Annotated in this window: 20 protein-coding genes; 15 read left to right on the forward strand and 5 right to left on the reverse strand. The window is 67.0% G+C overall.

The window, feature by feature from the left end:
- Window positions 1-12: 12 nt before the first annotated feature.
- From G6N67_RS24870 to G6N67_RS24880, 3 genes are read left to right on the forward strand one after another with little or no spacing between them, the layout of a single operon-like run.
- Window positions 13-327: a hypothetical protein gene (locus G6N67_RS24870; protein ID WP_036428093.1), complete on the forward strand. Its 315-nt coding sequence runs from the start codon at window positions 13-15 to the stop codon at window positions 325-327.
- Window positions 324-674: a hypothetical protein gene (locus tag G6N67_RS24875; protein ID WP_036428091.1), complete on the forward strand. Its 351-nt coding sequence runs from the start codon at window positions 324-326 to the stop codon at window positions 672-674. The genes G6N67_RS24870 and G6N67_RS24875 overlap by 4 nt, the downstream gene beginning before the upstream one ends.
- Window positions 674-1,048, forward strand: a complete 375-nt coding sequence (locus G6N67_RS24880) for a hypothetical protein (protein ID WP_036428089.1) — start codon at window positions 674-676, stop codon at window positions 1,046-1,048. Before G6N67_RS24875 ends, G6N67_RS24880 begins: the two co-directional genes overlap by 1 nt.
- A 413-nt stretch (window positions 1,049-1,461) precedes the next feature.
- Here the strand turns inward: G6N67_RS24880 and G6N67_RS24885 are convergent, their stop codons facing one another.
- The gene (locus tag G6N67_RS24885) at window positions 1,462-2,454 is read right to left on the reverse strand and encodes an AraC family transcriptional regulator (RefSeq protein WP_036434113.1); all 993 of its coding nucleotides are present in this window, start codon (window positions 2,452-2,454) and stop codon (window positions 1,462-1,464) included.
- Window positions 2,455-2,684: 230 nt separating this feature from the next.
- Here G6N67_RS24885 and G6N67_RS24890 point away from each other — a divergent pair, with 230 nt between their 5' ends.
- From G6N67_RS24890 to G6N67_RS24905, 4 genes are all read left to right on the forward strand, one after another.
- Window positions 2,685-4,103, forward strand: coding sequence for a DUF1254 domain-containing protein (locus G6N67_RS24890; protein ID WP_036428087.1), 1,419 nt, complete (start codon window positions 2,685-2,687; stop codon window positions 4,101-4,103).
- A gap of 281 nt (window positions 4,104-4,384) precedes the next feature.
- Window positions 4,385-5,215 carry a cutinase family protein gene (locus G6N67_RS24895; protein WP_036428084.1) on the forward strand — a complete coding sequence of 277 codons (831 nt, stop codon included), beginning with the start codon at window positions 4,385-4,387 and terminating at the stop codon, window positions 5,213-5,215.
- Between the two features lie 30 nt (window positions 5,216-5,245).
- Entirely contained in the window at window positions 5,246-5,992 is a 747-nt protein-coding gene (locus tag G6N67_RS24900) for a YwaF family protein (protein ID WP_081812381.1), read from the forward strand.
- A 557-nt stretch (window positions 5,993-6,549) separates the two neighbouring features.
- Entirely contained in the window at window positions 6,550-7,977 is a 1,428-nt protein-coding gene (locus G6N67_RS24905; protein ID WP_036428081.1) for a glycoside hydrolase family 183 protein, read from the forward strand.
- A gap of 6 nt (window positions 7,978-7,983) precedes the next feature.
- On the opposite strand, the gene G6N67_RS24910 is transcribed toward G6N67_RS24905, so the two are convergent.
- Window positions 7,984-8,550: a TetR/AcrR family transcriptional regulator gene (locus tag G6N67_RS24910; RefSeq protein WP_036428078.1), complete on the reverse strand. Its 567-nt coding sequence runs from the start codon at window positions 8,548-8,550 to the stop codon at window positions 7,984-7,986.
- A 115-nt stretch (window positions 8,551-8,665) separates the two neighbouring features.
- On the opposite strand from G6N67_RS24910, the gene G6N67_RS24915 reads away from it, so the two are divergent.
- From G6N67_RS24915 to G6N67_RS39720, 6 genes are all read left to right on the forward strand, one after another.
- On the forward strand, window positions 8,666-9,505 hold the full coding sequence (locus G6N67_RS24915; protein ID WP_036428075.1) for an alpha/beta hydrolase: 840 nt from the start codon (window positions 8,666-8,668) through the stop codon (window positions 9,503-9,505).
- 100 nt (window positions 9,506-9,605) lie between these two features.
- A complete protein-coding gene (locus G6N67_RS24920; RefSeq protein WP_036428073.1) occupies window positions 9,606-10,136 on the forward strand; it encodes an LOG family protein in 531 nt (176 codons plus the stop codon).
- A gap of 28 nt (window positions 10,137-10,164) precedes the next feature.
- Window positions 10,165-11,151, forward strand: coding sequence for an LmeA family phospholipid-binding protein (locus G6N67_RS24925; protein WP_051578404.1), 987 nt, complete (start codon window positions 10,165-10,167; stop codon window positions 11,149-11,151).
- Complete coding sequence (locus G6N67_RS24930) at window positions 11,133-11,702, forward strand: chorismate mutase (RefSeq protein ID WP_036428070.1); 570 nt, start codon at window positions 11,133-11,135, stop codon at window positions 11,700-11,702. The genes G6N67_RS24925 and G6N67_RS24930 overlap by 19 nt, the downstream gene beginning before the upstream one ends.
- 94 nt (window positions 11,703-11,796) lie before the next feature.
- Entirely contained in the window at window positions 11,797-12,402 is a 606-nt protein-coding gene (locus G6N67_RS39715; RefSeq protein ID WP_036428067.1) for a hypothetical protein, read from the forward strand.
- On the forward strand, window positions 12,374-12,790 hold the full coding sequence (locus G6N67_RS39720) for a hypothetical protein (protein WP_230021744.1): 417 nt from the start codon (window positions 12,374-12,376) through the stop codon (window positions 12,788-12,790). The genes G6N67_RS39715 and G6N67_RS39720 overlap by 29 nt, the downstream gene beginning before the upstream one ends.
- A gap of 8 nt (window positions 12,791-12,798) precedes the next feature.
- On the opposite strand, the gene G6N67_RS24945 is transcribed toward G6N67_RS39720, so the two are convergent.
- Complete coding sequence (locus tag G6N67_RS24945; protein WP_036428065.1) at window positions 12,799-14,367, reverse strand: PTS transporter subunit EIIC; 1,569 nt, start codon at window positions 14,365-14,367, stop codon at window positions 12,799-12,801.
- A gap of 110 nt (window positions 14,368-14,477) precedes the next feature.
- Between G6N67_RS24945 and G6N67_RS24950 the strand changes: the two genes are divergently transcribed.
- Both G6N67_RS24950 and G6N67_RS24955 read left to right on the forward strand, forming a co-directional pair.
- Window positions 14,478-14,957 (forward strand): PTS sugar transporter subunit IIA, encoded by a 480-nt coding sequence (locus tag G6N67_RS24950; RefSeq protein WP_036428062.1) that lies wholly within the window; start codon window positions 14,478-14,480, stop codon window positions 14,955-14,957.
- 118 nt (window positions 14,958-15,075) lie between these two features.
- A complete protein-coding gene (locus tag G6N67_RS24955; protein ID WP_179976746.1) occupies window positions 15,076-17,733 on the forward strand; it encodes a helix-turn-helix transcriptional regulator in 2,658 nt (885 codons plus the stop codon).
- On the opposite strand, the gene ptsP is transcribed toward G6N67_RS24955, so the two are convergent.
- Both ptsP and dhaL read right to left on the reverse strand, forming a co-directional pair.
- Window positions 17,734-20,154 (reverse strand): phosphoenolpyruvate--protein phosphotransferase, encoded by a 2,421-nt coding sequence (gene ptsP / locus G6N67_RS24960; protein ID WP_036428058.1) that lies wholly within the window; start codon window positions 20,152-20,154, stop codon window positions 17,734-17,736.
- Window positions 20,151-20,765, reverse strand: a complete 615-nt coding sequence (gene dhaL, locus G6N67_RS24965; protein ID WP_036428051.1) for a dihydroxyacetone kinase subunit DhaL — start codon at window positions 20,763-20,765, stop codon at window positions 20,151-20,153. Before dhaL ends, ptsP begins: the two co-directional genes overlap by 4 nt.

Consider the following 20,765-nt stretch of genomic DNA (forward strand, 5'->3'; position numbering starts at 1 on the left):
GGGTTTTTCAAGATGGCTGCCGTAACAGGTCAGCGGATCGCTGATTTTCTCGGCGGGGGTGGCGATGCAAGTCTCGTCACCCTCGCCGGGAGTCACGCCGCAGTGGTCACGCAGATGTGCCGCGCGTACACGCGTGACGGCGGTTTCACCGATGACGTGCCCAACGACGAAATTGCTGCCGTGATCGTGACCGCTGCTGCGCGGTTGGTTGCTAACCCCGAACAGATCGCGAGTGACGTGGGTAGCGTTTCCATGCGTGGAGGATTCGCGGGTTTCAGTCTGACCGAACGACTCGTTTTGAATCGCTACCGGAAGAAAGCGCAGTGATTTTCTACGACCGGGTAAGCATCGTCTGTAAGACGAAAGTGGGCAGTAGCCCGGTTTCTGAGACGTTCAACGGCGTTGTTCCGGCGATTGTGACGCCGATAGAATCGGCGAAAGTGATAGGCGTTTCGGGAAACGCCGTGACAGTCACGCGGTACCTTTTCGTCATCAAGCCGTTCGCGTTCCTTATTCCCTTGAATACCTCGGCTTCGGCTCCCAGCGTGGCCGGTGCGAATCAAATTATTTTCACGTACAACGGCGATACGGCATTGAGTTTAGAGAACAAGGTGGAGCGTCATCTGTACCGTGGCCGCTTGCACCATTATGAAGCCGTGGTGAAGTCGGTCTAATGTCCACTTACCGTATGACTCCCGCGCGACGGGCCGCGTTGGAGAAAGCGCAAGCCGCGTCAGCGCGGAAACGGCGCAAGGGGATCAAAAGCCGAACGGCTCGTTTGACGACTCGCAAAACATTGGCCGTCGTGGCGGTTGGCGGTTTCGCTGCGCACAAGATATCCGCGCAAAAAGCTGAAAACGATTTCGTAGCCGATCCGATGAACGATTTGATCATCAATCGGCACGTGGAAACGGCGCGGTATCACAACTGGCGCTTGAACGAACTCAGAGCGTTGGGCATTCCTCCGCAACTGACACGCGTTTTCGATGAGAAAGCCGCGCGGCGAGAAGCGATTGCCATTCTGAGGAAAAAGAAAAAGAAGTCTTGAGAGAGTCCCGCGTGTGTCAAATGCTAGTTAGTCCCAATTCTGAGGCACAAGGAATCGCCATGACCGCAGTGAATCGCGTGAGCGTTTACCTGCACGCGCGGGACTTTCTCAACCCCTAGAACCGGCAGGCCGTGAGTGTGGTTCTCCATCTTCCACGGGGTTGTTCACCCGCACTCGCGGCCTGCCCACAATCTGCCCACAATCTGCCCACAAAACCCGTGATTTACCGTGAATCACCGTGATGTGTTTTGCGAGGTCAACGCGTTTTCGATCCCCTGACCAGCACCCCGAAACGGGTTCAATTCCCGGCAGCTCCACCAGGAAAGCCCTGGCCAGAGACAAAGTCTCTGGCCAGGGCTTTTTCGTCGGTGCTCCCATCGACATGTCGTTGTGCCCTGAAACGGGCTCCGGCTTCACCGATTGCGATATGCCGTCGGTGTCATTCCGAACCAGCGTTTGCAGGCGCGGGTGAACACGCTGTGTTCGGCGTAGCCCAGCTGACGGGACACCTGGGACACAGGCAGGTCGGTGCCGACGAGCAGTCGGTGGGCCAACTCACGGCGCGTGCGGTCGACCAGTTCAGCGAAGGTGGTTCCCTCTGCGACGAGGCGGCGCTGCAGCGTCTTGGGGTGAATCCCGAACTGTCGGGCGACCAATCCGGCCGTGAGTTCTCCGGCGGGCAGCAGTTGGCGCACCATGCTGCGCACGGTGTCGGCAATGGCGCGGCTGCGCTGACCGTGGGCTTCCGCCAGGTAGGTGAGGGCGAGCCGGTGCGCGAGCGGATCGTGGTTGAGCGGACGCTCCAAGTCCTTGGTCCGTAGGGTGAACCCTGCGGTGGCTTCTGTGAAGTGAGGCGTGCAGCCGAAGTATCCGCGGTACTCGGAGTCGGTTCCCAGCGGCGGGTGCGGCAGATGCACGGCAACCGGTCGGTACGGGGTGCCCAGAAACAGGCGCAAAACCTGGAGTGTCAAGCCGAGGGCCAGCTCGATGGCCTGGGCCTGAGGTGGAGAAGGGGTCAGCGCGAATTCGTATTCGAACCGTCGCATCGCTGGGTCGGCGTGGGATGTGATGCGTGCGTTGATGCCCGGGCTGTGGGAGCTCATGTACGTGTCGAGAATGGAGAACGCGTCGGCGACGGTCGCCGCGGTGCGGGCGGCCACGGCGACCGGGCCGAGGATGTCGATGCTCTGGCGGAGCGCGAGCCGGCGGCCGAAGTCGGGCACGCCCAACACCGTGGCCGCATCCTCCACCGCAGCGATGGCGCTGCGCAGTGGAATGTAGCGGTCATCGTGGCCGGCGTAGGACGGATCGATTCCAGCAAGCACCAGAAGCGCTTCCGGATCGCCTCCATGGGCGGTGACGAGCGGTCCGAACCCTGTGAGCGACGATCCGCGGACCAGCTGCATGTCCATGATGGTCAAGAAGCTGTCCAGCAAAGTCAAGACGAGCATGCGCCCGATGGTGCAGAGTGGTTGGCCGGCCGGGGGACCGCCACCCGCTGCGGCCCACCCGATCGTGGTGGGCCGCAATGGAGATGGACCACGGGAAACCTTGAACCGACACACCACGGCACTGCTGACCGTTGCAACGCTCGTCACCACTCCGCTGGGCAGCACATCGACATGAAAGGCAACGAATGAAGGTCTGGGTTTCAGGGCTGGCGGTGCTGCTGATGGCCGCGACAGCGGGCTGCGGCGCCGAATCCGGTGAAGCGCCTGCTGATCCGAACGCGGCACCGACGCCGCAGCAGATACGAGAGATCGCCAAAGAGGCCTACACGTACGGCTTTCCGATGGTCGACAACTACCGCATCCAACACTCGTACTTCGTCGACAAGGCCAATCCCCAGTACAAGGGCGTCTGGAACCAGACCCACAGCATCGCCCGCGTCTTCACGCCTGCGGACACCACGATCCAGACACCGAACTCGGACACGCCTTACACAATGCTCGGCGCCGATCTGCGGGCCGAGCCCTTGGTGCTGACCGTGCCGCCGATCGACGCCGGCCGGTACTACTCGTTGCAGTTCATCGACGGCTACACCTACGACTACGCCTACGTCGGCAGCCGTACCACCGGCAACGGCGGCGGCAAGTACCTGCTGGCCGGTCCCGGCTGGACGGGGGAGAAGCCAGCGGAGGTCAGCGAGGTGATCCGCTCCGACACCGACTTCTCCCTGGTGATCTACCGCACCCAGCTGTTCGATCCCGCCGACATCGACAACGTCAAGAAGATCCAGGACGGCTACACCGTCCAGCCGCTGTCGGCCTTCGAGCGCAAACCCGCCGCCACAGCTCCGCCGATGGAGTTCGTCGCGCCGCTGACCCCCGACGAGCAGAAGACCTCACCCAGGTTCTTCCAGATCCTCAACTTCGTCCTCAAGTCCGCGCCCGTACTGCCCGACGAGAAGGCACTGCGCGACCGGTTCGCGACCATCGGCATCGGTCCGGACGGCGATTTCGACCCCGACGACATGAGCAAGGAAAACCTGCAGGCTGTGCAGGACGGGATGGCCGACGCCTGGGCCGAGCTGACCACGTTCCAGAAAGACAAGCTCAATACCGGTCAGGTGACGTCCGGGCAGCTGTTCGGCACGCACGCGCAGCTGGGGAACAACTACCTCTACCGCATGGCCGGTTCGGTGCTGGGCATCTACGGAAACGTCGCGCAAGAAGCCATGTATCCGGTGATCGCCACCGATTCCGCCGGAGCGCCGCTGACCGGAGCCGCCAGCTACACGTTGCGGTTTCCGCCAGGTCAGCTACCTCCGGTCAACTCGTTCTGGTCGATCACCATGTACAAGATGCCCCAGAGCCTGCTGGTGGCCAACCCCATCAACCGGTACCTCATCAATTCGCCGATGCTGCCGAACCTCATCCATGATCCCGACGGCGGCATCACCATCCACGTGCAGAACCAGTCGCCCGGCCCGGACAAGGAGGCCAACTGGCTACCCGCTCCGGACGGACCGTTCCAGATGATCCTGCGCCTGTACTGGCCCAAGGAAGAAGCGCTCAACGGAAGCTGGAAGGCGCCACAAGCCGTCAAGAGTTGACCGCCGCAGAAGGCCGGCTGGACCGCGGAACAGGTCAGGAAGAAATCCCTGACCTGTTCGTTTTGCTGGGCGACCGAGCGACATGCCGCAAGGAGCGGTGCCGCGCGGTCGATCCGGCCCCCCATGAGGTTCATCCGGCCTGGACAAACACGTTAGATTGAGGAGTGTTTTCTCGCCGCATACGTAGCCCCCGAGCGGGCAGTGCGCGGCCAGGTGGTCGCTGGGTCGGGCTTGGCGCTACTGCACTCCTCGCTGCGGGCGTCCTGCCCGTCGCCCCTGGCATGCCGGCAGCGTCCGCTGCCGACTGCGCCGACGTCGAAGTCGTCTTCGCGCGCGGCACCGACGAGCCGCCCGGCATGGGCCGGGTCGGCGACGCCTTCGTCGATGCGCTGCGCAAGCAGGCCGTCGGAATGAACATCGCCACCTACGCGGTGGACTACAAGGCCAGCAAGCTTCAGCTGCACGGTGGCGACGGCGCCAAAGACGCGATCTCCCACATCAAGTCCACGCTGTCGTCGTGCCCCGACACCAAGATCGTCCTGGGTGGCTATTCGCAGGGCGCGAGCGTGATCAACATCGTGGCCGGCAACCCGCTGGGCGGCATCAAGTGGGGTGATTCGCTGCCGCCCGAGTACGCCGACAACGTCACGGCGATCACCACGTTCGGTGACGTGGCCACCCGCACCAAGCAATCGATATCAACGCAGAGCGCGCTGTACGGTTCCAAGGCGATCGACCTGTGCAACCCCAATGACCCGATCTGTCACGAGGGCCAGGGCAACGAGTGGAGCGGGCACACCGACGGCTATGTCCCGGTGTACACCACCCAGGCAGCGGTTTTCGTCGCGGCCAGGCTGCTGGCCGATTTCGGCGAGTCGGTGCCCGGCTACGGCCCGGCATTGCCGGACTACGGGTCGACGTTGCCCGACTACGGTTCGACGACACCGGACTACGGCCCGGAGCGGTCGCTGCACGGTCCGCAACCGGGCCCGCAGCCCGGATATGGCCCGGCGACTCCGGGTTATGGTCTGCAGCCACCTGGTTCTGCCCCGTCGACATCTGCGACCGCCACTCCGACGCCCGATGTCGGACTGGTCTCGGCGGTCCACTGACGGGAATCGACCGCGGACGAGACGGGGGAGTTGATCGCGCTGTTGTCGGCATATCGCGAGTTCTCGGCGTACGGCCCATCGCACCTGGCGGTGCTGGCGCTGTTTGCGGTAGGAGCCGTGTTGTTGGTCATGGTGGGGCGCAGGCTGACCGAAGCGCAGGCCCGGCTCGTGAGCCGCGGTCTGGCGGTGCTCCTGCTCGCGGCGTTTCTCGTAGCGCTGGCCTACAAGCTCGTCGACCCCGCGATCGACACCTCGGTGCCACTGCAGTTGTGCGACCTGGCGGAGCTGGCGGCGGCGTATGCCTTGTGGTCGCAACGGCATTGGGCTTTCGTGCTCACCTACTACTGGGGGCTCGTGCTGAGCTCGCAGGCGTTGATCACGCCGGACATCGGCACCGCGAAAGAAGGCGCACCGGATTTTCCCCACCATCTCTTCGTCACGTTCTTCACGCTGCACGTGCTCGTGGTGTGGGCGGCGATCTACCTCACCTGGGGCCGTGGGATGCGGCCGGGTTGGCGCGATTATCGCTTCGCTGTGATCGTGACCGTCGCGTGGGCGGCCTTCACGCTCGCCTTCAATGCCATCACGGGAACCAACTACGGCTACCTCAACCGGAAACCGCCCACCGCGTCACTGCTGGACGTGCTGGGTCCATGGCCCGTGTACCTGATGGTCGAGGTCACGATCGTCCTGATCGTGTGGGCGCTGATGACCTGGCCGTGGCAGCGCGCGTCAGCTGTGAAGATGTTGTCAGCCGGACGCGAAACCGGTGCTTGACGGCTACATTGCGGGCCTGGTTCAGGTGTGCACCTGACCCGGTTGGGTGTTGAAAACGTGGGTGTTGAAAACGATTGTGGGCGAACGGAATCTGTTCCCCACAAGCATTTTGGCGTCACTCGGGCGACCCGGTCACGATGATGCCGTGACCAGGGCGGTGAAGGCCGCGCTGTACGCCTACTTCTTGTTGTGTCCGGGTCGCGGCGGTGGCGGTGGTGCGGCCTTGGTGGTCGGCTCGAATTTGCCGCCCTTCTTCGGGTCGAACGTGCCCTTCTCGGCCATGGTGACTCCTCCCGTTTGTCCTCCGACTCTCACGGTAACGAAGGATCAGGTGGCCCACCAGGTTTCGCTTTGGGCGACGAGGCCGTCCGGCAATGCGTGCATGCGGTCAACCAGCGGATAGCCGACCACCACCGGTGTGAAATCGGGTTGCGACACGGTCACAGATGTATACCTGTTCGTGCATCACTGGCCACAAACAACCCATTCGTCACTATCGTCACATCAGTTGCCAGTCGACGTCAATTGCGACGTCTTGCCCCGGGAAAGGGTGTGACATGTCGCCGCGTCCACGAATCGCATCGGCCTCGTTGGCGTCGGCGGCCGCTCTAGGACTCGTCGTGGCCATGGGCGTCGCGCCGGTGGCCAACGCCGAACCATGCGAAGGTGCTGCCGCGGCCGCACAGCCGCTGCGGCACCAGGCGTTCCGCATTCCGAGCCCGTCGGCGATCGGACAGTTCAACCGGCCCATCGGCCACAAGCCGGTCGGTGCCAACGATCAGGCGCCGCTTCCGCGCCTGGGGCAGCTGCCGCTGGCGATCCTCAAAGCGCTCATCCCGGGGTCCGGGCGGGTGCAGCAGCAGGCGGCCGTGGTGCCGCAGCCCACCCCGCCGGGGCAACAGGCCCAACCGCAACCGCAGCCGCAGCCGGCTCCTGCCGCGCCGGCACCCGCGGCGGCCCCCGTGCCGGCCTCACCTCCGGGAACCGCGATCGTCGGCTGGGTGACGGGTCCGGACAGCCCGAATCAGACCATTCAGCGCTTCGCGATCACCGGCACCGACCTCGGAATCATGTGGGACAACGGCGATCCCGTGAACCGCCAGGTGCTCATGGCCTTCGGCGACACCAACGGGTACTGCAGCATCCCGGGCAAGCAATGGCGATACAACGTGTTGTTCCGCAGCCAGGACGGGTCGCTGTCGAAGACCGTCGCGGTGCCCGACGGCACGGTCGGCAACAAGTACTCCGGTTCACCCGTGTGGCGCCAGGGCATCTCGAAACAGATCATCAACACCATCGGGCGGGCGCCGCAGGAGACAGGCATCATCCCGACCGCGGGCGTCGCGGTGGGCAACACTCAGCTCATCAATTTCATGTCGATCAGGAACTGGGACAGTCCGGGCTCGTGGTCCACGAACTTCTCCGCGATCGCGATGTCGCGGGACAACGGGGAGAACTGGGCGGTGTACCCCGGCACGATCCGTCCGCCCAGCGGGGGCAACGAGAATTTCCAGATGGGGGCATTCCTCAAGCCGGGACCGGGCGATCCGTACCTCTACACGTTCGGAACCCCGAACGGGCGCGGCGGATCGGCCTACATCGCGCGCGTGGCACCGAACCTCGTGCCCGATCTGTCCCGGTACGAGTACTGGAACGCCGACAACAACGCGTGGGTGCCGGGCAACCCGGCGGCCGCGACACCCGTCATCCCGGGACCGGTCAGCGAGATGTCGGCGCAATACAACACCTATCTCAAGCAATACCTCGTGCTCTACGGCAACGGCGCCAATGACGTCGTGATGCGCACGGCGCCGGCCCCGCAGGGTCCGTGGAGCCCCGAGCAACTGTTGGTGCCGTCCATGCAGATTCCCGGCGGCATCTACGCGCCATACCTCCACCCGTGGTCGACGGGCAAGGAGCTGTATTACAACCTGTCGCTGTGGTCGGCGTACAACGTCATGCTGATGAAGACCGTGTTGCCGTAACCGCTGCTACCCGGGCAGTCCCGCGATCCGACGTGCCGTCCGGGTGAACGCGGGCGCAACCGTCCCGACGCCGTCGAGGTACCCGCCGACGAGCGCGGCGTCCCGCAGTAACACCAGTGCCGCGGCGATCTCGGCTGGATTGTCGCGGCCCGCCGCGGCTTGTTCGAGCGCGCCGCGAAACCACGTGCGATGCGACGCGATGAGGCGTCGGACGCGGCTGTCGGGATCCGGGTATTCGGCAGCGGCGTTGATGAACGGACATCCGCGGGTGTGATACCGCGCGATGTCGTCGGCGATGCCGTCGATGACGAGTCCGAGCATGTCGGTGTCGGCTTCGGCGTGTGCCTCGGCGTCGGCGAAGTAGCCGCGAATGGTCGCGTCCTCGAGCGCGAGGTATGCCTCGACAAGATCCTCTTTGCCCTTGAAATGCCGGTACATCGTGGCGCGGGTGACGTTCGCCTCGGCGAGGATCCGGTCGACACCGACGGAGTGGATGCCCTCGCGATAGAACAGCTCCGCGGCCGTGCGCAGGAGGCGTTCGCGGGGTTCCGACGTGACGGCGGGGGAGTCCATTACCACGACGGTACGCCTCAGGCAGAACGTTCTTTCTGTGACCGGGAACAGAATGGCGGAAGCCGCGGTTACAGAGGCAGAACGACCGTTCTTTCTATCGACAAGGAGACCGCAGATGTCCGTCATCACCCCTCGTGAACAGGCCGAAATCGACCGCGCCAATGCATCCGATGCGCAACCCGTCGTGTTCGTGCACGGCCTGTGGCTGCTGCCCGACAGCTGGGACAACTGGCGTTCGTATTTCGAGGACCGCGGATTCGTCACCCTCGCACCGGGCTGGCCGGGCGACCCGGTGACCACGGCCGAAGCCCGTCGTGACCCGTCGGTCTTCGCCCACAAGGGCGTCGGGGACATCACCGAGCACTACGCCGACGTCATCCGCGCCCTCGACCGCAAGCCGATCATCATCGGGCACTCCTTCGGTGGCTTGATCACCCAGAAGCTCGCGGGCATGGGGCTGGCCACGGCCGCCGTCGCCATCGACCCGGCACCGTTCCGGGGCGTGCTGCCGCTACCGCTTTCGGCGCTGCGCGCGTCGTTCCCGGTGCTCGGCAACCCGTTCAACTATCGACGCGCAATCGCATTGACTCCCAAGCAGTTCCGGTTCGCGTTCGCCAACGCGGTGTCCGAGGACGAGGCCAGGACTCTCTACGAACAGTATTCGGTCGCGGGCTCGGGTGTGCCGCTGTTCCAGGCCGCGGTCGCCAACTTCAATCCGCGTTCCGAGACCAAGATCGACACGAAGAACCCCGATCGCGGGCCGCTGCTGATCCTCTCGGGCGAGAAGGACAACACCGTTCCCTGGGCAATCGCCAACGCGTCGTACAAGCGGTACAAGAAGAACCCGAATGTCACCGAGATCGTCGAGATCCCAGGCCGGGGCCATTCACTGGTGATCGACAGTGGCTGGCGCGACGTCGCCGACGCCGCACTGAAGTTCATCTCGACGAACTGAGACCGCACGCATGGCCGCTCCGGCTGGGTAGGGGCGGCCATGACGGCGGTTCAGGGCATCATCGAGAGAGCCCATCCCCAGCCGAAAGTCTTCCGCCGACATGAACATCTGCGTCTTCCTGTCCGCCGCCGATCTCGACGTGCGCTACACCCGGCCCGCCCGCGACTTCGCCGAGCTCATCGGCCGGGCCGGGCACGCACTGGTCTGGGGAGGCTCCAACTCCGGGCTGATGAAGGTGGTCGCCGACGGTGTCCGGGAAGGCGGGGGCAAGCTCCTGGGAATCTCTGTGGAGTTTCTTCGCTCCGCCGCACGGGCCGACGCCGACGAGATGGTGTTCGCCGCGAACCTTGCGGAGCGCAAGGCGCTGCTCTTGGCGCGCTCGGACGCGATGGTGGTGATGGCAGGCGGGCTCGGCACTCTCGATGAGGCCACCGACATCCTCGAGCTGCGCAAGCACGGGCAGCACGACAAGCCCGTGGTGCTGCTCAACACGGCAGGCTTCTACGACGGGCTGGTGACGCAGCTGCGGCGAATGGAGCAGGACGGCTTCCTGCCGGTGCCGCTCGACGAGCTGATCTACGTCACCGACAACCCGGCCGACGCACTTGCCTACCTCGACCGGCACAGCTGACGGCGTTGATTGAGGCAGAATTGCGCAGGTGCCCCCACCGCCGCAACGCCCCGGACAGCCTGGCTGGCGCGGTCCGCAGCGGCCGCCACCGGACCCTGCCACCCAGCGGCTGCCGCGCCCCGGCCGCCCTCCGGAGCCGCCGACCCAACAACTGCGCGCACCGCGCCCACCCGTCGATGCTGCGGCCACAGAACAGCTGCGCGCGCCACGCCGCCCCGATGTGGCGGCCACCGAGAAGATCGGGGTGGCCCGGCCCGGTGGTGCTGCGCCCCCGTCGGGCGTCAAGAAGCGGCGGCTGCGTGGCTGGCAGTCGGTCCGTCTGATCGCGGTCATCGTGGCGGCTCTCGTGGTCGGCGGCCTGGCCGCGGCCGAACTGTATGCACGACACCGCGCCGGAACGCTGCTGGCCGACGTCACGCAGTGCGTCGTCGAGGACGGCGCGACCATCTCGTTCGGCGTGAACCCACCGTTCCTGTGGCAGCACATCACCGGGCACTACACCAACCTGTCGGTGGAAACCGCGGGCAACCAAGTGCAGGCGGCCAAAGGCATGACTGCCGACGTGACCCTCACCGACATCCGGTTGCAGGGCACGCAGGATTCCAAGGGCACCATCGGTTCGCTGACGGCGACGTTGGCCTGGACGGCGGCCGGCATCAAGGACACCGTGGCCGACAACCTGCCGGGAGTGGGCAACCTCATCACCGACGTGAAGACCGATCCGTCGGCAGGCACCCTCATCCTCGACGCCGCGGGCGGCACCAGCATCACGGCTGAGCCCGTCGTCCAGGACGGCGACCTCGGACTGCACGTCCTCGACGTGACGGGTCCGTTCTCGAAGGAGACGGTGCAGACGGCTCTGGACGAGCTCACCAAGAAACTCAACGACAATTACCCGCTCGGGATCCACGCCGACAGTGTCACGGTGACCGACACCGGTGTGGTCGGAAAGTTCTCCAGCGAGAACGCGTCGATACCCACGGGGGACAGCAACGCATGTTTCGAACGCCTGTGATCCGGACGAGTGCGTTGATCGCCGCGCTCGCACTGGGCCCCTGCGGTGTGCCGGCTGCCGCCGCGGATGTGCCAAGCCCGCTGCAACCCCTCGTCGACGCTGCGGCGCAGCGGTTGCAGACCGCGGACCCGGTCGCGGCCGTGAAGCTGCGCACCGGTGGCCAGATCGAGGATCCGCAACGCGAGCAACAGGTGATCGACGCCGTAACCGCCGATGCGTCCGCGCGCCAGATCGATCCGGCCTACGTGCGCGACGTGTTCCGCAATCAGATCGATGCGACGGTGGCCATCGAACACAGCCTCATCGGACAGTGGAAGCTGGACCCGGCTGCCGCGCCGGCGACCGCGCCCGATCTCGCGGCGTCGAGGACCACGATCGACCGGCTCAACCACACGATGGTCGACGAGATCGCCGGCCAGTGGCCGACGCTGCACGGCCCGTCGTGCGCTGCCGATCTGACGAGTGCGGTCGAGGCGGTCGCCGCGGCCCGCGGGCTGGATGCGCTGTATCGGCGGGCGTTGGACTACGCCACCCAGTCCTACTGCCGCTGACCGGTGTTCGCCGGACGGGGCATTCGTCCCCAACGGAAATATTGACGTTTGTGCAGCATCCCTGCGGGTACCCGGGCCCGCAGGAGGTCGTCAGATGCCTACGTGGAGTTGGATCGCTATCGCTGTAATCGCCGTGGTCGTCGTCGTGGTGGCGCTGATCGCGGCTGCATCGATCATGCGCCGTAAACGCAGTGAGAGATTGAAGAGTCAGTTCGGACCCGAGTATGCGCGAGCAGTGGACACGGCTGGAGACCGGCGGGCCGGGGAGAAGGAACTTCTTGCCCGCGAACGGAAACGGGACAAACTCGACATCCGTGAGCTGGCGCCGGACTCGCGTGCGCGGTACCTCCAGGCGTGGAGTGCAATGCAGACGGGGTTTGTGGACGATCCCGCGGAATCGGTGGGCACCGCGGATCGACTGGTGACCGACGTGATGCGGGAACGCGGTTATCCGATAGACGATTTCGAACAACGCGCGGCCGACATCTCGGTCGATCACCCCAAGGTGGTCGAACACTATCGCGCTGCACACATCCTTCACCTCGCGCAGCAGAAGGGTGACATCGGCACCGAGGCGCAGCGCGAAGCCATCGTGCATTACCGGGCGCTCTTCGAGCAATTGCTCGGGAACGACGACGACAGCGGCAAGGATTCGCAAAGGAGGCGCGAGCATGACGACTCACGACAACACCACGGATGACCCCACCACGCGCGACCGTGGGGACTCTGCGCCGGCGGCCGCGGACAAGCCGACGGCGGCGGAAACGACCCAGCCGATGATGCCCGTATCGGACGAGGAGGCCGAGCAGGCGACGACCGACGAACCGTTGTTCGCCGACGACAACCGATCTCGGCTGCGCTCCCGGTGGGACGAGCTTCAGGCCGCCTTCGTCGACGACCCCAAGCAGTGCGTCGAGAAAGCCGACAGTTTGGTCGCCGAGGTTGTCGACCAGCTCACGTCGAGTTTCAGCGACGCCCGATCCCGGCTGGAGGCGCAGTGGGCCCGCGGTGAGGACGCGTCCACCGAAGAGCTTCGCGTGGCGCTCAAGCGGTATCGCGAATTCTTCCAGCGGTTGTTGTCCGTCTGAGGTGGTGGCTACAACGCGTCGTTGATCGCGTTCTTCAGCGATTCGGAGTCGGTGCCGAACACGGCTTGAACACTGTTGCCGACCTCGATGACGCCCGCGGCGCCGATGGCCTTGAGCCGCTCCTGGTCGACCTTGCCCTTGTCGGCCACCTCGACGCGCAGGCGGGTGATGCACGCGTCGACATTGACCAGATTGTCGCGCCCCCCGAACGCCGCGATCACCTGCTCGGCCTTGCTGTCGGTACGGGCCGGCGCTGTGAGCGTCGCGGTCCCGGCGGCCACGGACGTGCTGGACGCCGTGCCCTCACCGAGATTGGCCTGTTCCTCGGCCTCAAACTCGGACTCCGGCTCACGCCCGGGCGTCCGCATGTTCCACTTCGTGATCGCGAACCGGAACAACAGGTAGTAGATGACGAAAAACACCAGTCCCATGCCGATCAGCAGGGGGATGTTCTTCGCGGCAGGCGCGGTGCCGTACAGCAGCAGGTCGATGAGTCCCGCGGAGAACGAGAAGCCCAGGTGGATGTCGAGCAGGTACGCGACGGCCAGGGACAGCCCGGTCAGCACCGCGTGGATGACGTAGAGCGGGAACGCCACGAACATGAAAGCGAACTCCAGTGGTTCGGTCACTCCCGTCAGGAACGCGGTGAGAGCCGCCGCCGACAGGATGCCGAACGCCACCTTGCGTTGCTTCTTGTCGGCGACGTGGATCATGGCCAGCGCCGCGGCGGGCAGACCGAACATCAGCACGGGGTAGAAGCCCGCGGTGAGGTGTCCTGCCGTCGGATCGCCCGCCGCGAAGCGCGTGAGTTCGCCGGTCACGACCTGGCCGTCGGGCGTTTGGTAATCCCCGTAGAGGAACCACACGTAGGAGTTGGGGATGTGGTGCAGCCCGAGCGGGATGAGCATGCGGTTGGCGAACCCGTACACGAATGCGCCGAATGCTCCAGCACCACCGATGAACTGGCCGAGGCCGGTCAGCCCGGCATCGAAGATCGGATAGAAGTAGCTCATCGCGAACGCGATGAACAGGCACGCCAGGGACACCACGATGGGGACGAACCGTCTGCCGCCGAAGAATCCGAGATACGCCGGCAGCTGGATCGTGTGGTAGCGGTCGAACAGCCACGCCGTCACCAGGCCGACCACGATGCCGGCGAACACGCTGTAGTTGATCTGTGCCTGGTCGCCTGCCTTGTCGACCTCGCCCGCGAGCACGATCGGCGACATGGTCTTGAACACCGCGGCAACCACCAGATAACCCACCACGGCGGCGAGTGCGGTCGAGCCGTCGGCCTTGCGCGCGAACCCGATCGCGACGCCCACGGCGAACAGCAGGGGCAGGTTGGTGAACACCGCATCGCCGGCTGCGCTCATCGCCTTGAAGAACGCCCCTATGACGGGTGCGTCGATCCGGCCGAGCAGGTCGGGCTGGCCGAGCCGCAGCAGGATGCCTGCCGCAGGCAATACCGCGATCGGCAGCATGAGGCTCTTGCCCAGCCGCTGTAATTGGGCGAACCCCGGGATCCGTAGACCTGATTTGTCCGATGTCCCTTGAGCTTTCACAGCATCACTCATCCTCGGTGTCCGATCGCTGAGCGGAAGCCTAGACGAGAACCTGCGAACATGAGACCGACTTGCCGCCACGTCCGTATTGTGGGTGGGCGCGAGCTAGGGAGGGGTGGCGTATGACGGCAGATGGTCCAGTACAGGTTCTCGCGCCGGTCGCCGGTCGCGCGATCCGCCTCGCGGACGTGCCAGACCCCGTGTTCTCGGCCGGCATGGTGGGCTACGGAGCGGCCGTCGATCCGCCGCGCGGAGTGATCGACGCGGTCGCCCCGGTCAGTGGCAAGCTCCTCAAGCTCATGCCCCACGCGTATGTCGTCCTGACCATAGGCAACGTCGGGGTGCTGGTCCACCTCGGGCTGGACACCGTCGGGCTCAAAGGTGCCGGGTTCACCGTCCACGCGAGTCAGGGGGATGAGGTGACCGCCGGTCAGGTCATCGTCACTTACGACGTTCCGTCGGTTATGGCGAACGGACTCAATCCGATTGTGCCGGTTGTCGTGATGGACGAACGGGAACCCGGCACCATCGCGGTGTCCGCAGCGGTCGAAACCGGCGCCGACATCGATTCTGGCGCAGGGCTTTTCATCCACACCCGTTGACGTTCGCGTCGGCGCGCCCGGTGCGTGCCGTCGTGGTGACGTCGCGAGAACCTTTCCGCAGCAAAGAACTGACAGGCGGCTGTCACGATTCGCCGCTACGAATATCGGCACGGGCGTAATGTCGGCCCGGATTGTCGGGCTCACCTGGGGGTCGCTGTTGTCGAAGTGGCCGTTCGTCGCGCGGGACGCCGAGTTGCAGGAAGCCTTGCCGGCCCTGCGGGACGGGTCTCGTGGGGTCGTACTGGCCGGCCCCGCCGGGGTGGGAAAGACGACGCTGGCTCGGGCCCTGGCCGCGGAGCTGGAAAGCGACGGCTACACCGCGAGATTCGTGCTCGGCACCGAGACCGGCCGGGCGGTGCCGTTCGGCGCGTTTCACCACGCGCTCAGGCTCACGGACGCCCACGAGCCCACGGTGATGCTCGGCGCCGCGCATCGGGCGCTGATCGCCGAACCGGACTCGGTCATCGTGGTCGACGATGCGCAGCACCTCGACCTGCTTTCGGCGTTGCTGGTCCAACAACTGGGGCTGAGCGGCCCGACGAAACTGATCGTCACGATCCGCTCCGGGGAGCCGATACCGGACGCGTTGACGGCGTTGTGGAAGGAGCAGTTGCTCCAGCGGCTCGACCTGGAACCGTTCGACCGGGCCCAGACCGCGGAACTGGCGACGGCGGTACTCGGCGGTGAGGTGGACGACCATGCGGTCGGTGAACTGCACCGGTTCTCGTCGGGCAGCCCGCTGTACCTGCGTGGGGTGATGACCGCGGCCCTCGGGGACGGCGTGCTGGTCCGCGACCATGATCGCTGGCGGCTGCGCGGCAAGCTCCGCCCTAGCCCCGATGTGCACGAGCTGGTGGCCTCCCGGCTGGATGCGCTCGCGCCAGACGAACTCGATGTGGTCGAGGTGGTCTCCACCGCCCAGGTGCTCGATTGGGAAGTGCTGCTTGCGATCTGCGGTTCCGAGGCCGTCGCGCACGCCGAGCGGCGCAGCACCATCCAGGTCACCGACGACGGGGCGCACCTCATGGTCCAACCGGCCCACCCGATCGTCGGGGAGGTGGCGAGGCGCCGTTGCGCCACCGCACGCTCACGGCAGATCAACACGCTTCTGGCACAACACCTGTCGGCGCATGTGCGGGCCACCGACCCCGGCGCGGCGGCCGACGTGCGGTCGCGTATCCAGCTTGCGCTGTTCATGGCGAACGGCGACGCGCCGCCCGACCTCGGCATCATCACCGATGCCGCGGCCAGCGCCATCACCATGTCCGACCTCGGCCTCGGTGAACAACTGGCACGGTTCGCCGTCCGGCACGGGGCAGGCGTGCAGGCGGCGATCCTGCTCGCCGACGCCATCAGCTGGCAGGGCAGGGGCCAGGAGGCGGAAGACATCCTCGCCGCGTACCGCCCCGACGGCGAGGACGAGTTGACCGCCACGCGCTGGGGGTGCCTGCGCGCGGCCAACCTGTTCTTCGGCTGCGGCCGCGGCGGCCCCGCCCACGCCGTGCTGGAGGCCGTCCGCGCGCGGGTGCGGTCGGGGCCCGTGCTGAGCTTCGTCGCCGCCATGGAGGTCGCGTTCGCCTTCTTCGGCGCCGATCTACCCACAGCGGTCACGTTGGGCACCGCGGCCCTGGGCACCGACATGGTGCCGATGGCCACGGTGTGGGCCGCGGTCGGCACCGCAGGAGCGCTGGCCTTGTCCGGCCGGTTCGGTGAGTTGCCCGCGGTGGTCGACTGCGGGGAGCGTGCCGCCGAACGTTGTGAATCCGGACCGCAGCGCTACTCGCTGGCGCTGGCCGCGGTCCTCGGTGCCGCTGCGGGCGGCGACATGGACGCTGCCGAGCGGATCTGTCGCCGGTACGCCGAGAGTTCGGCCGGCACCCCGCAGGCCGAGGCGATCATGAGCGCTTTGTCCGGGCGGGTGCAGCTGGCCCGTGGACGGCTGGCGTCGGCCTGCGAGGCCTTGCAAGCGGCGGTGTGGACGATGTCGGACGGCCTACCGCGGGGCTGGGTGATGCTCGCCGCGGCGTGGCTTGCGCAGGCAGAGGCCGCGCGGGGCAACGTCGACGGGGCAACCGTTGCGCTGGCCCGCGCCGAGTCCGCCAGCGGACCGCAGGTCGAGGTGTTCCGTCCGGAGCTCATGCTGGCCAGGGCCTGGGTGTTCGCAGCGACGGGCGAGACGTCGACTGCACGGCAGCACACCGAGCATGCCGCGCAGGCCGCCAGGCGAGGCGGCATGCACGCTGTGGAACTCGCCGCGCTGCACACAGCAGTGCGGTTCGGCGACCGATCGAACACCGTGCGGATCCAGACCCTGGCGGGCCAGCTCGGGTGTCCGCTCGGCACCGCGATCGCGATCCACGCGCGGGGACTCGCCGATCATGACGGCGCCCTGCTCGGCGAGGCGGCCGACCGTTTCGAGCGCATCGGTGCCCTCGCGCAGGCCGCCGACGCGGCCGCACACGCCGCCCGGGCGCATGCGCGTGCCGGGCGGCGAGGCAGTGAACTCGAATCGGCGACCCGGGCCCACTGGCTCGCGAGCCAAAGCGGCGCGGTGACACCGGCATTGCGGTGTGCGACGGACCCGCTGCCGTTGACCGAACGGGAACGGGAGATCGCGAACCTGGTCGGCGTGGGCCTGAGCAACCGTGAGGTGGCCGGCCGGCTGTGCCTGTCGGTGCGCACGGTCGATGGTCACCTGTACCGAATTTTCGCCAAGCTCGGGATCGACGACCGGGACCAGCTGGCCAGGCTGGTCCGGTTTCGTCCTGCCACCTGATCAGCCGAACTGCGAGCGCACCGCCGCGGCGTCGTCGGCTGACAGCGCTGCCGCGGCGAGCTGCCGCGCCTCGCCGCGGTCGACCGCACGAACCGCGTCCTTGGTGGCCGGAATGGCCGGGGGAGTGACACTGAGAGCGTCGACGCCAAGCCCGAGAAGCAGTGCGGCCGCGCGGTTGTCGGCGGCGAATTCGCCGCACACCGAAACCGACGCCCGTCCGGCCGCACCCTGACATGTCGACCGGATCAACTGCAGGACACCCGGATCGAACGCGTCCCCGATGCCCGCGACGGCGTCGTTGTTGCGGTCGGCCGCCATCGTGTATTGCGTGAGATCGTTGGTGCCGATCGAGAAGAAGTCGACGTGCGGTGCGAACGCCGCGGCCTTGAGTGCGGCGGCGGGCACCTCGACCATCATGCCGATCTGCAGGTCGACCGGGGCGTGCGGGCCTGCCCGCCGGATCGCGTCGTCGAGCACCCGGCGCGCGGCGAACAGCTCGCCGACAGTGCTGACCATCGGGAACATCACACTGACGGGTGCCTGATGGGCGAGCCGTGCCATCGCCAGCAGCTGGTCCGACAACAGCTGTGAGTGCGCCAGTGCCAGCCGGATGCCGCGAACCCCCAGATACGGGTTGGCCTCCGCGGGGGTCGGCAGAAACTCCAGCGGCTTGTCACCACCCACGTCCAGGGTGCGTAGGGTGATCCGGCGCCCCTCAAGGGATTCCGCGATCTTGCGGTAGACGGCGAGTTGCTCGTCCGCGTCTGGTGCCTGGTCCCGGCCCAGGAACAGAAACTCCGTGCGGACCAGACCCGCGAAGTCGGCACCCTGGCTCGCTGCAGCGCGCGCGTCATCGACCGAGCCGATGTTCGCGCCGACCCTGACCGTGACACCGTCGCGGGTGACGGAGGGCTCGCGCGTGCGCGTGACGGCTTCCCGGTGCCGCCGCGCCGCCGCGGCGACCCGGGTCTCGAAATCGCGCCGGACGTCGTCGGGCGGATCGACGAGGAATTCTCCACGGGTACCGTCGACGGCGACGGTGATGCCGTCGGCGATGGCCAGCGCAGCCCTCCCGGCGCCCACTATCACGGGGATCCCCTTGGCGCGCAGCAGGATCACGTTGTGGGCGGTCGCGCTGCCGAAGGCCAGCAGCACCGCGACGACCTGCGTCGGGTCGAGTTCGGCAGCCTCGGCCGGGGTCAGGTCGGCTGCCACGAGCACGCCGCGGGCCGTCGCCAGCGGCGCCGTACTCCCCAGCAGCGCGCGCAGCACCTGGTCGCCCACCGCGCGGACGTCCTCGGCCCGCGCCTGCAGGTACGCGTCGGCCATGGCGGCGAACTGTCCGGCCACTTCGGCCACGGCGGCCGACCAGGCCGCAGCGGCATTGTGGCCCTGGTCGATTCGCGCTTTGGCCGCACCGAGGAGCGCGTCGTCGTCGAGGAGCAGTCCGTGCGCGTCGAAGATCGACGCTTCGGCCTCGCCCACGGTCCGGGCGGTATGGGCCCGCACGTCGGCGATGGCTGTGCGCACCTCGTCGACGGCCGCGGTGAGGTGGCGCCATTCCGCGGCAGGGTCTTCGCCCGGATGATCCGGAACCGCGAGCTCGGCGGTTCGCACCGACCAGGCGGGCCCGATGCCCAGGCCCGGGCCGGCGCCGACCGGCTGGCCCGGTGCGGGTGGTGCGGCCGCGGCTGCGGCAGTTGGTGTCTCGTCGAAATGCCTGGCGGCCAGGGCGAGGATGTGCTCGAGCGTGTCGGCGGCGTGCGGACCGGATACTCGGATGTCGACCTCGTCGCCGTTGCGCACGCCGAGCGTGGCGATCTTGGAGAGGCTTGCGGCATCGACCCATGCGGAGTCCGTGCGCCGGTTGCGGATTCGTACCTCGGCGTCCCGGCCCCGAACCTCCTGTACCAGGCGGGCCGCGGGTCTGGCGTGCAGGCCGTGCGGGTTGGTGACGACGAACGTTGCGGACAGTCCGTCGGCGTCGGTCTCGGCGGCGGCGTGCTCGGCAACGCTACCCAGCTGGGCGAGTTTCCCCGCCAGCGCGCCGGACGCTTCGGCCGCCACTTCGGCGGCCTGGGCCCCGCCGCCCGCCGCGACCGCGGCCACCACGAGCCCCTCGACGAGGGGAGCGGGGCACAGTACGACCCGCTCGCGCGCGGTGTCGTCGAGCAGCTCGAGCGCGAGTTCGGCCGAAAGCACCGCGCTGCCCAGATCCATGAGCACCACCGCACCGTCACCCTGGTCGGCGGCGGTGATGGCGTCGACGATCGCGGCGGCGTCGGTGCCGAACGTGGTGTCGTCCAGTCCGGCCGCGACCTCGAACTGGATCTGTTTGCCGTGCAACATCTCCCGAGCCAGATCGACGGCCGCGTCGGCCAGGGGACGGCTGTGTGAGACGACGACGAGCCCGACGGTCACGTGCGCACCGCCGTCGCGGCCGCGCCGATCAACAACGCTGCCGACGTGGCGCCCGGGTCGATGTGCCCGACGCTGCGTTGCCCCAGATAGCTGGCGCGGCCTTTGCGAGCCACCATGGATTCGGTGGCGTCCCTGCCCTTTTCGGCGGCAGTCGTGGCCTCGGCGAGGGCTCCGGTGAGGTCGGTGCCCGACGCGAGCGCGGCGTCGAGGGCGTCAAGGGCCGGCGCAAGCGCGTCGAACATCGTCTTGTCGCCGGCTTCGGCGCGGCCGCGCTGCACCACTCCGTCGACTCCGGCGCGCAACGCCGCGGCGAACGCCGTGCCGTCGGAGCCGATGGCCGGGGCCATGCGCAGGAAGAAGGTGCCGTACAGCGGACCGCTGGCCCCGCCGACCGACTTCACCAACGTCATGCCGACCTGTTTGCACAGCGCAGCGGCGTCGGCCGGGGGCGCCTCGTCGAGCGCGGCCACGACGGCCGTCATGCCCCGATCCATGTTGATGCCGTGGTCGGCGTCACCGATCGCAGCGTCGAGATCGCTGAGATACTGCGCATTTTCGCCGATCAGCCGGGCATACTCGCGGATCCACGCGGTCAGTCGATCCAGGTCCAT

This window comes from Mycolicibacterium mageritense (assembly GCF_010727475.1).
Lineage (GTDB): Bacteria > Actinomycetota > Actinomycetes > Mycobacteriales > Mycobacteriaceae > Mycobacterium > Mycobacterium mageritense.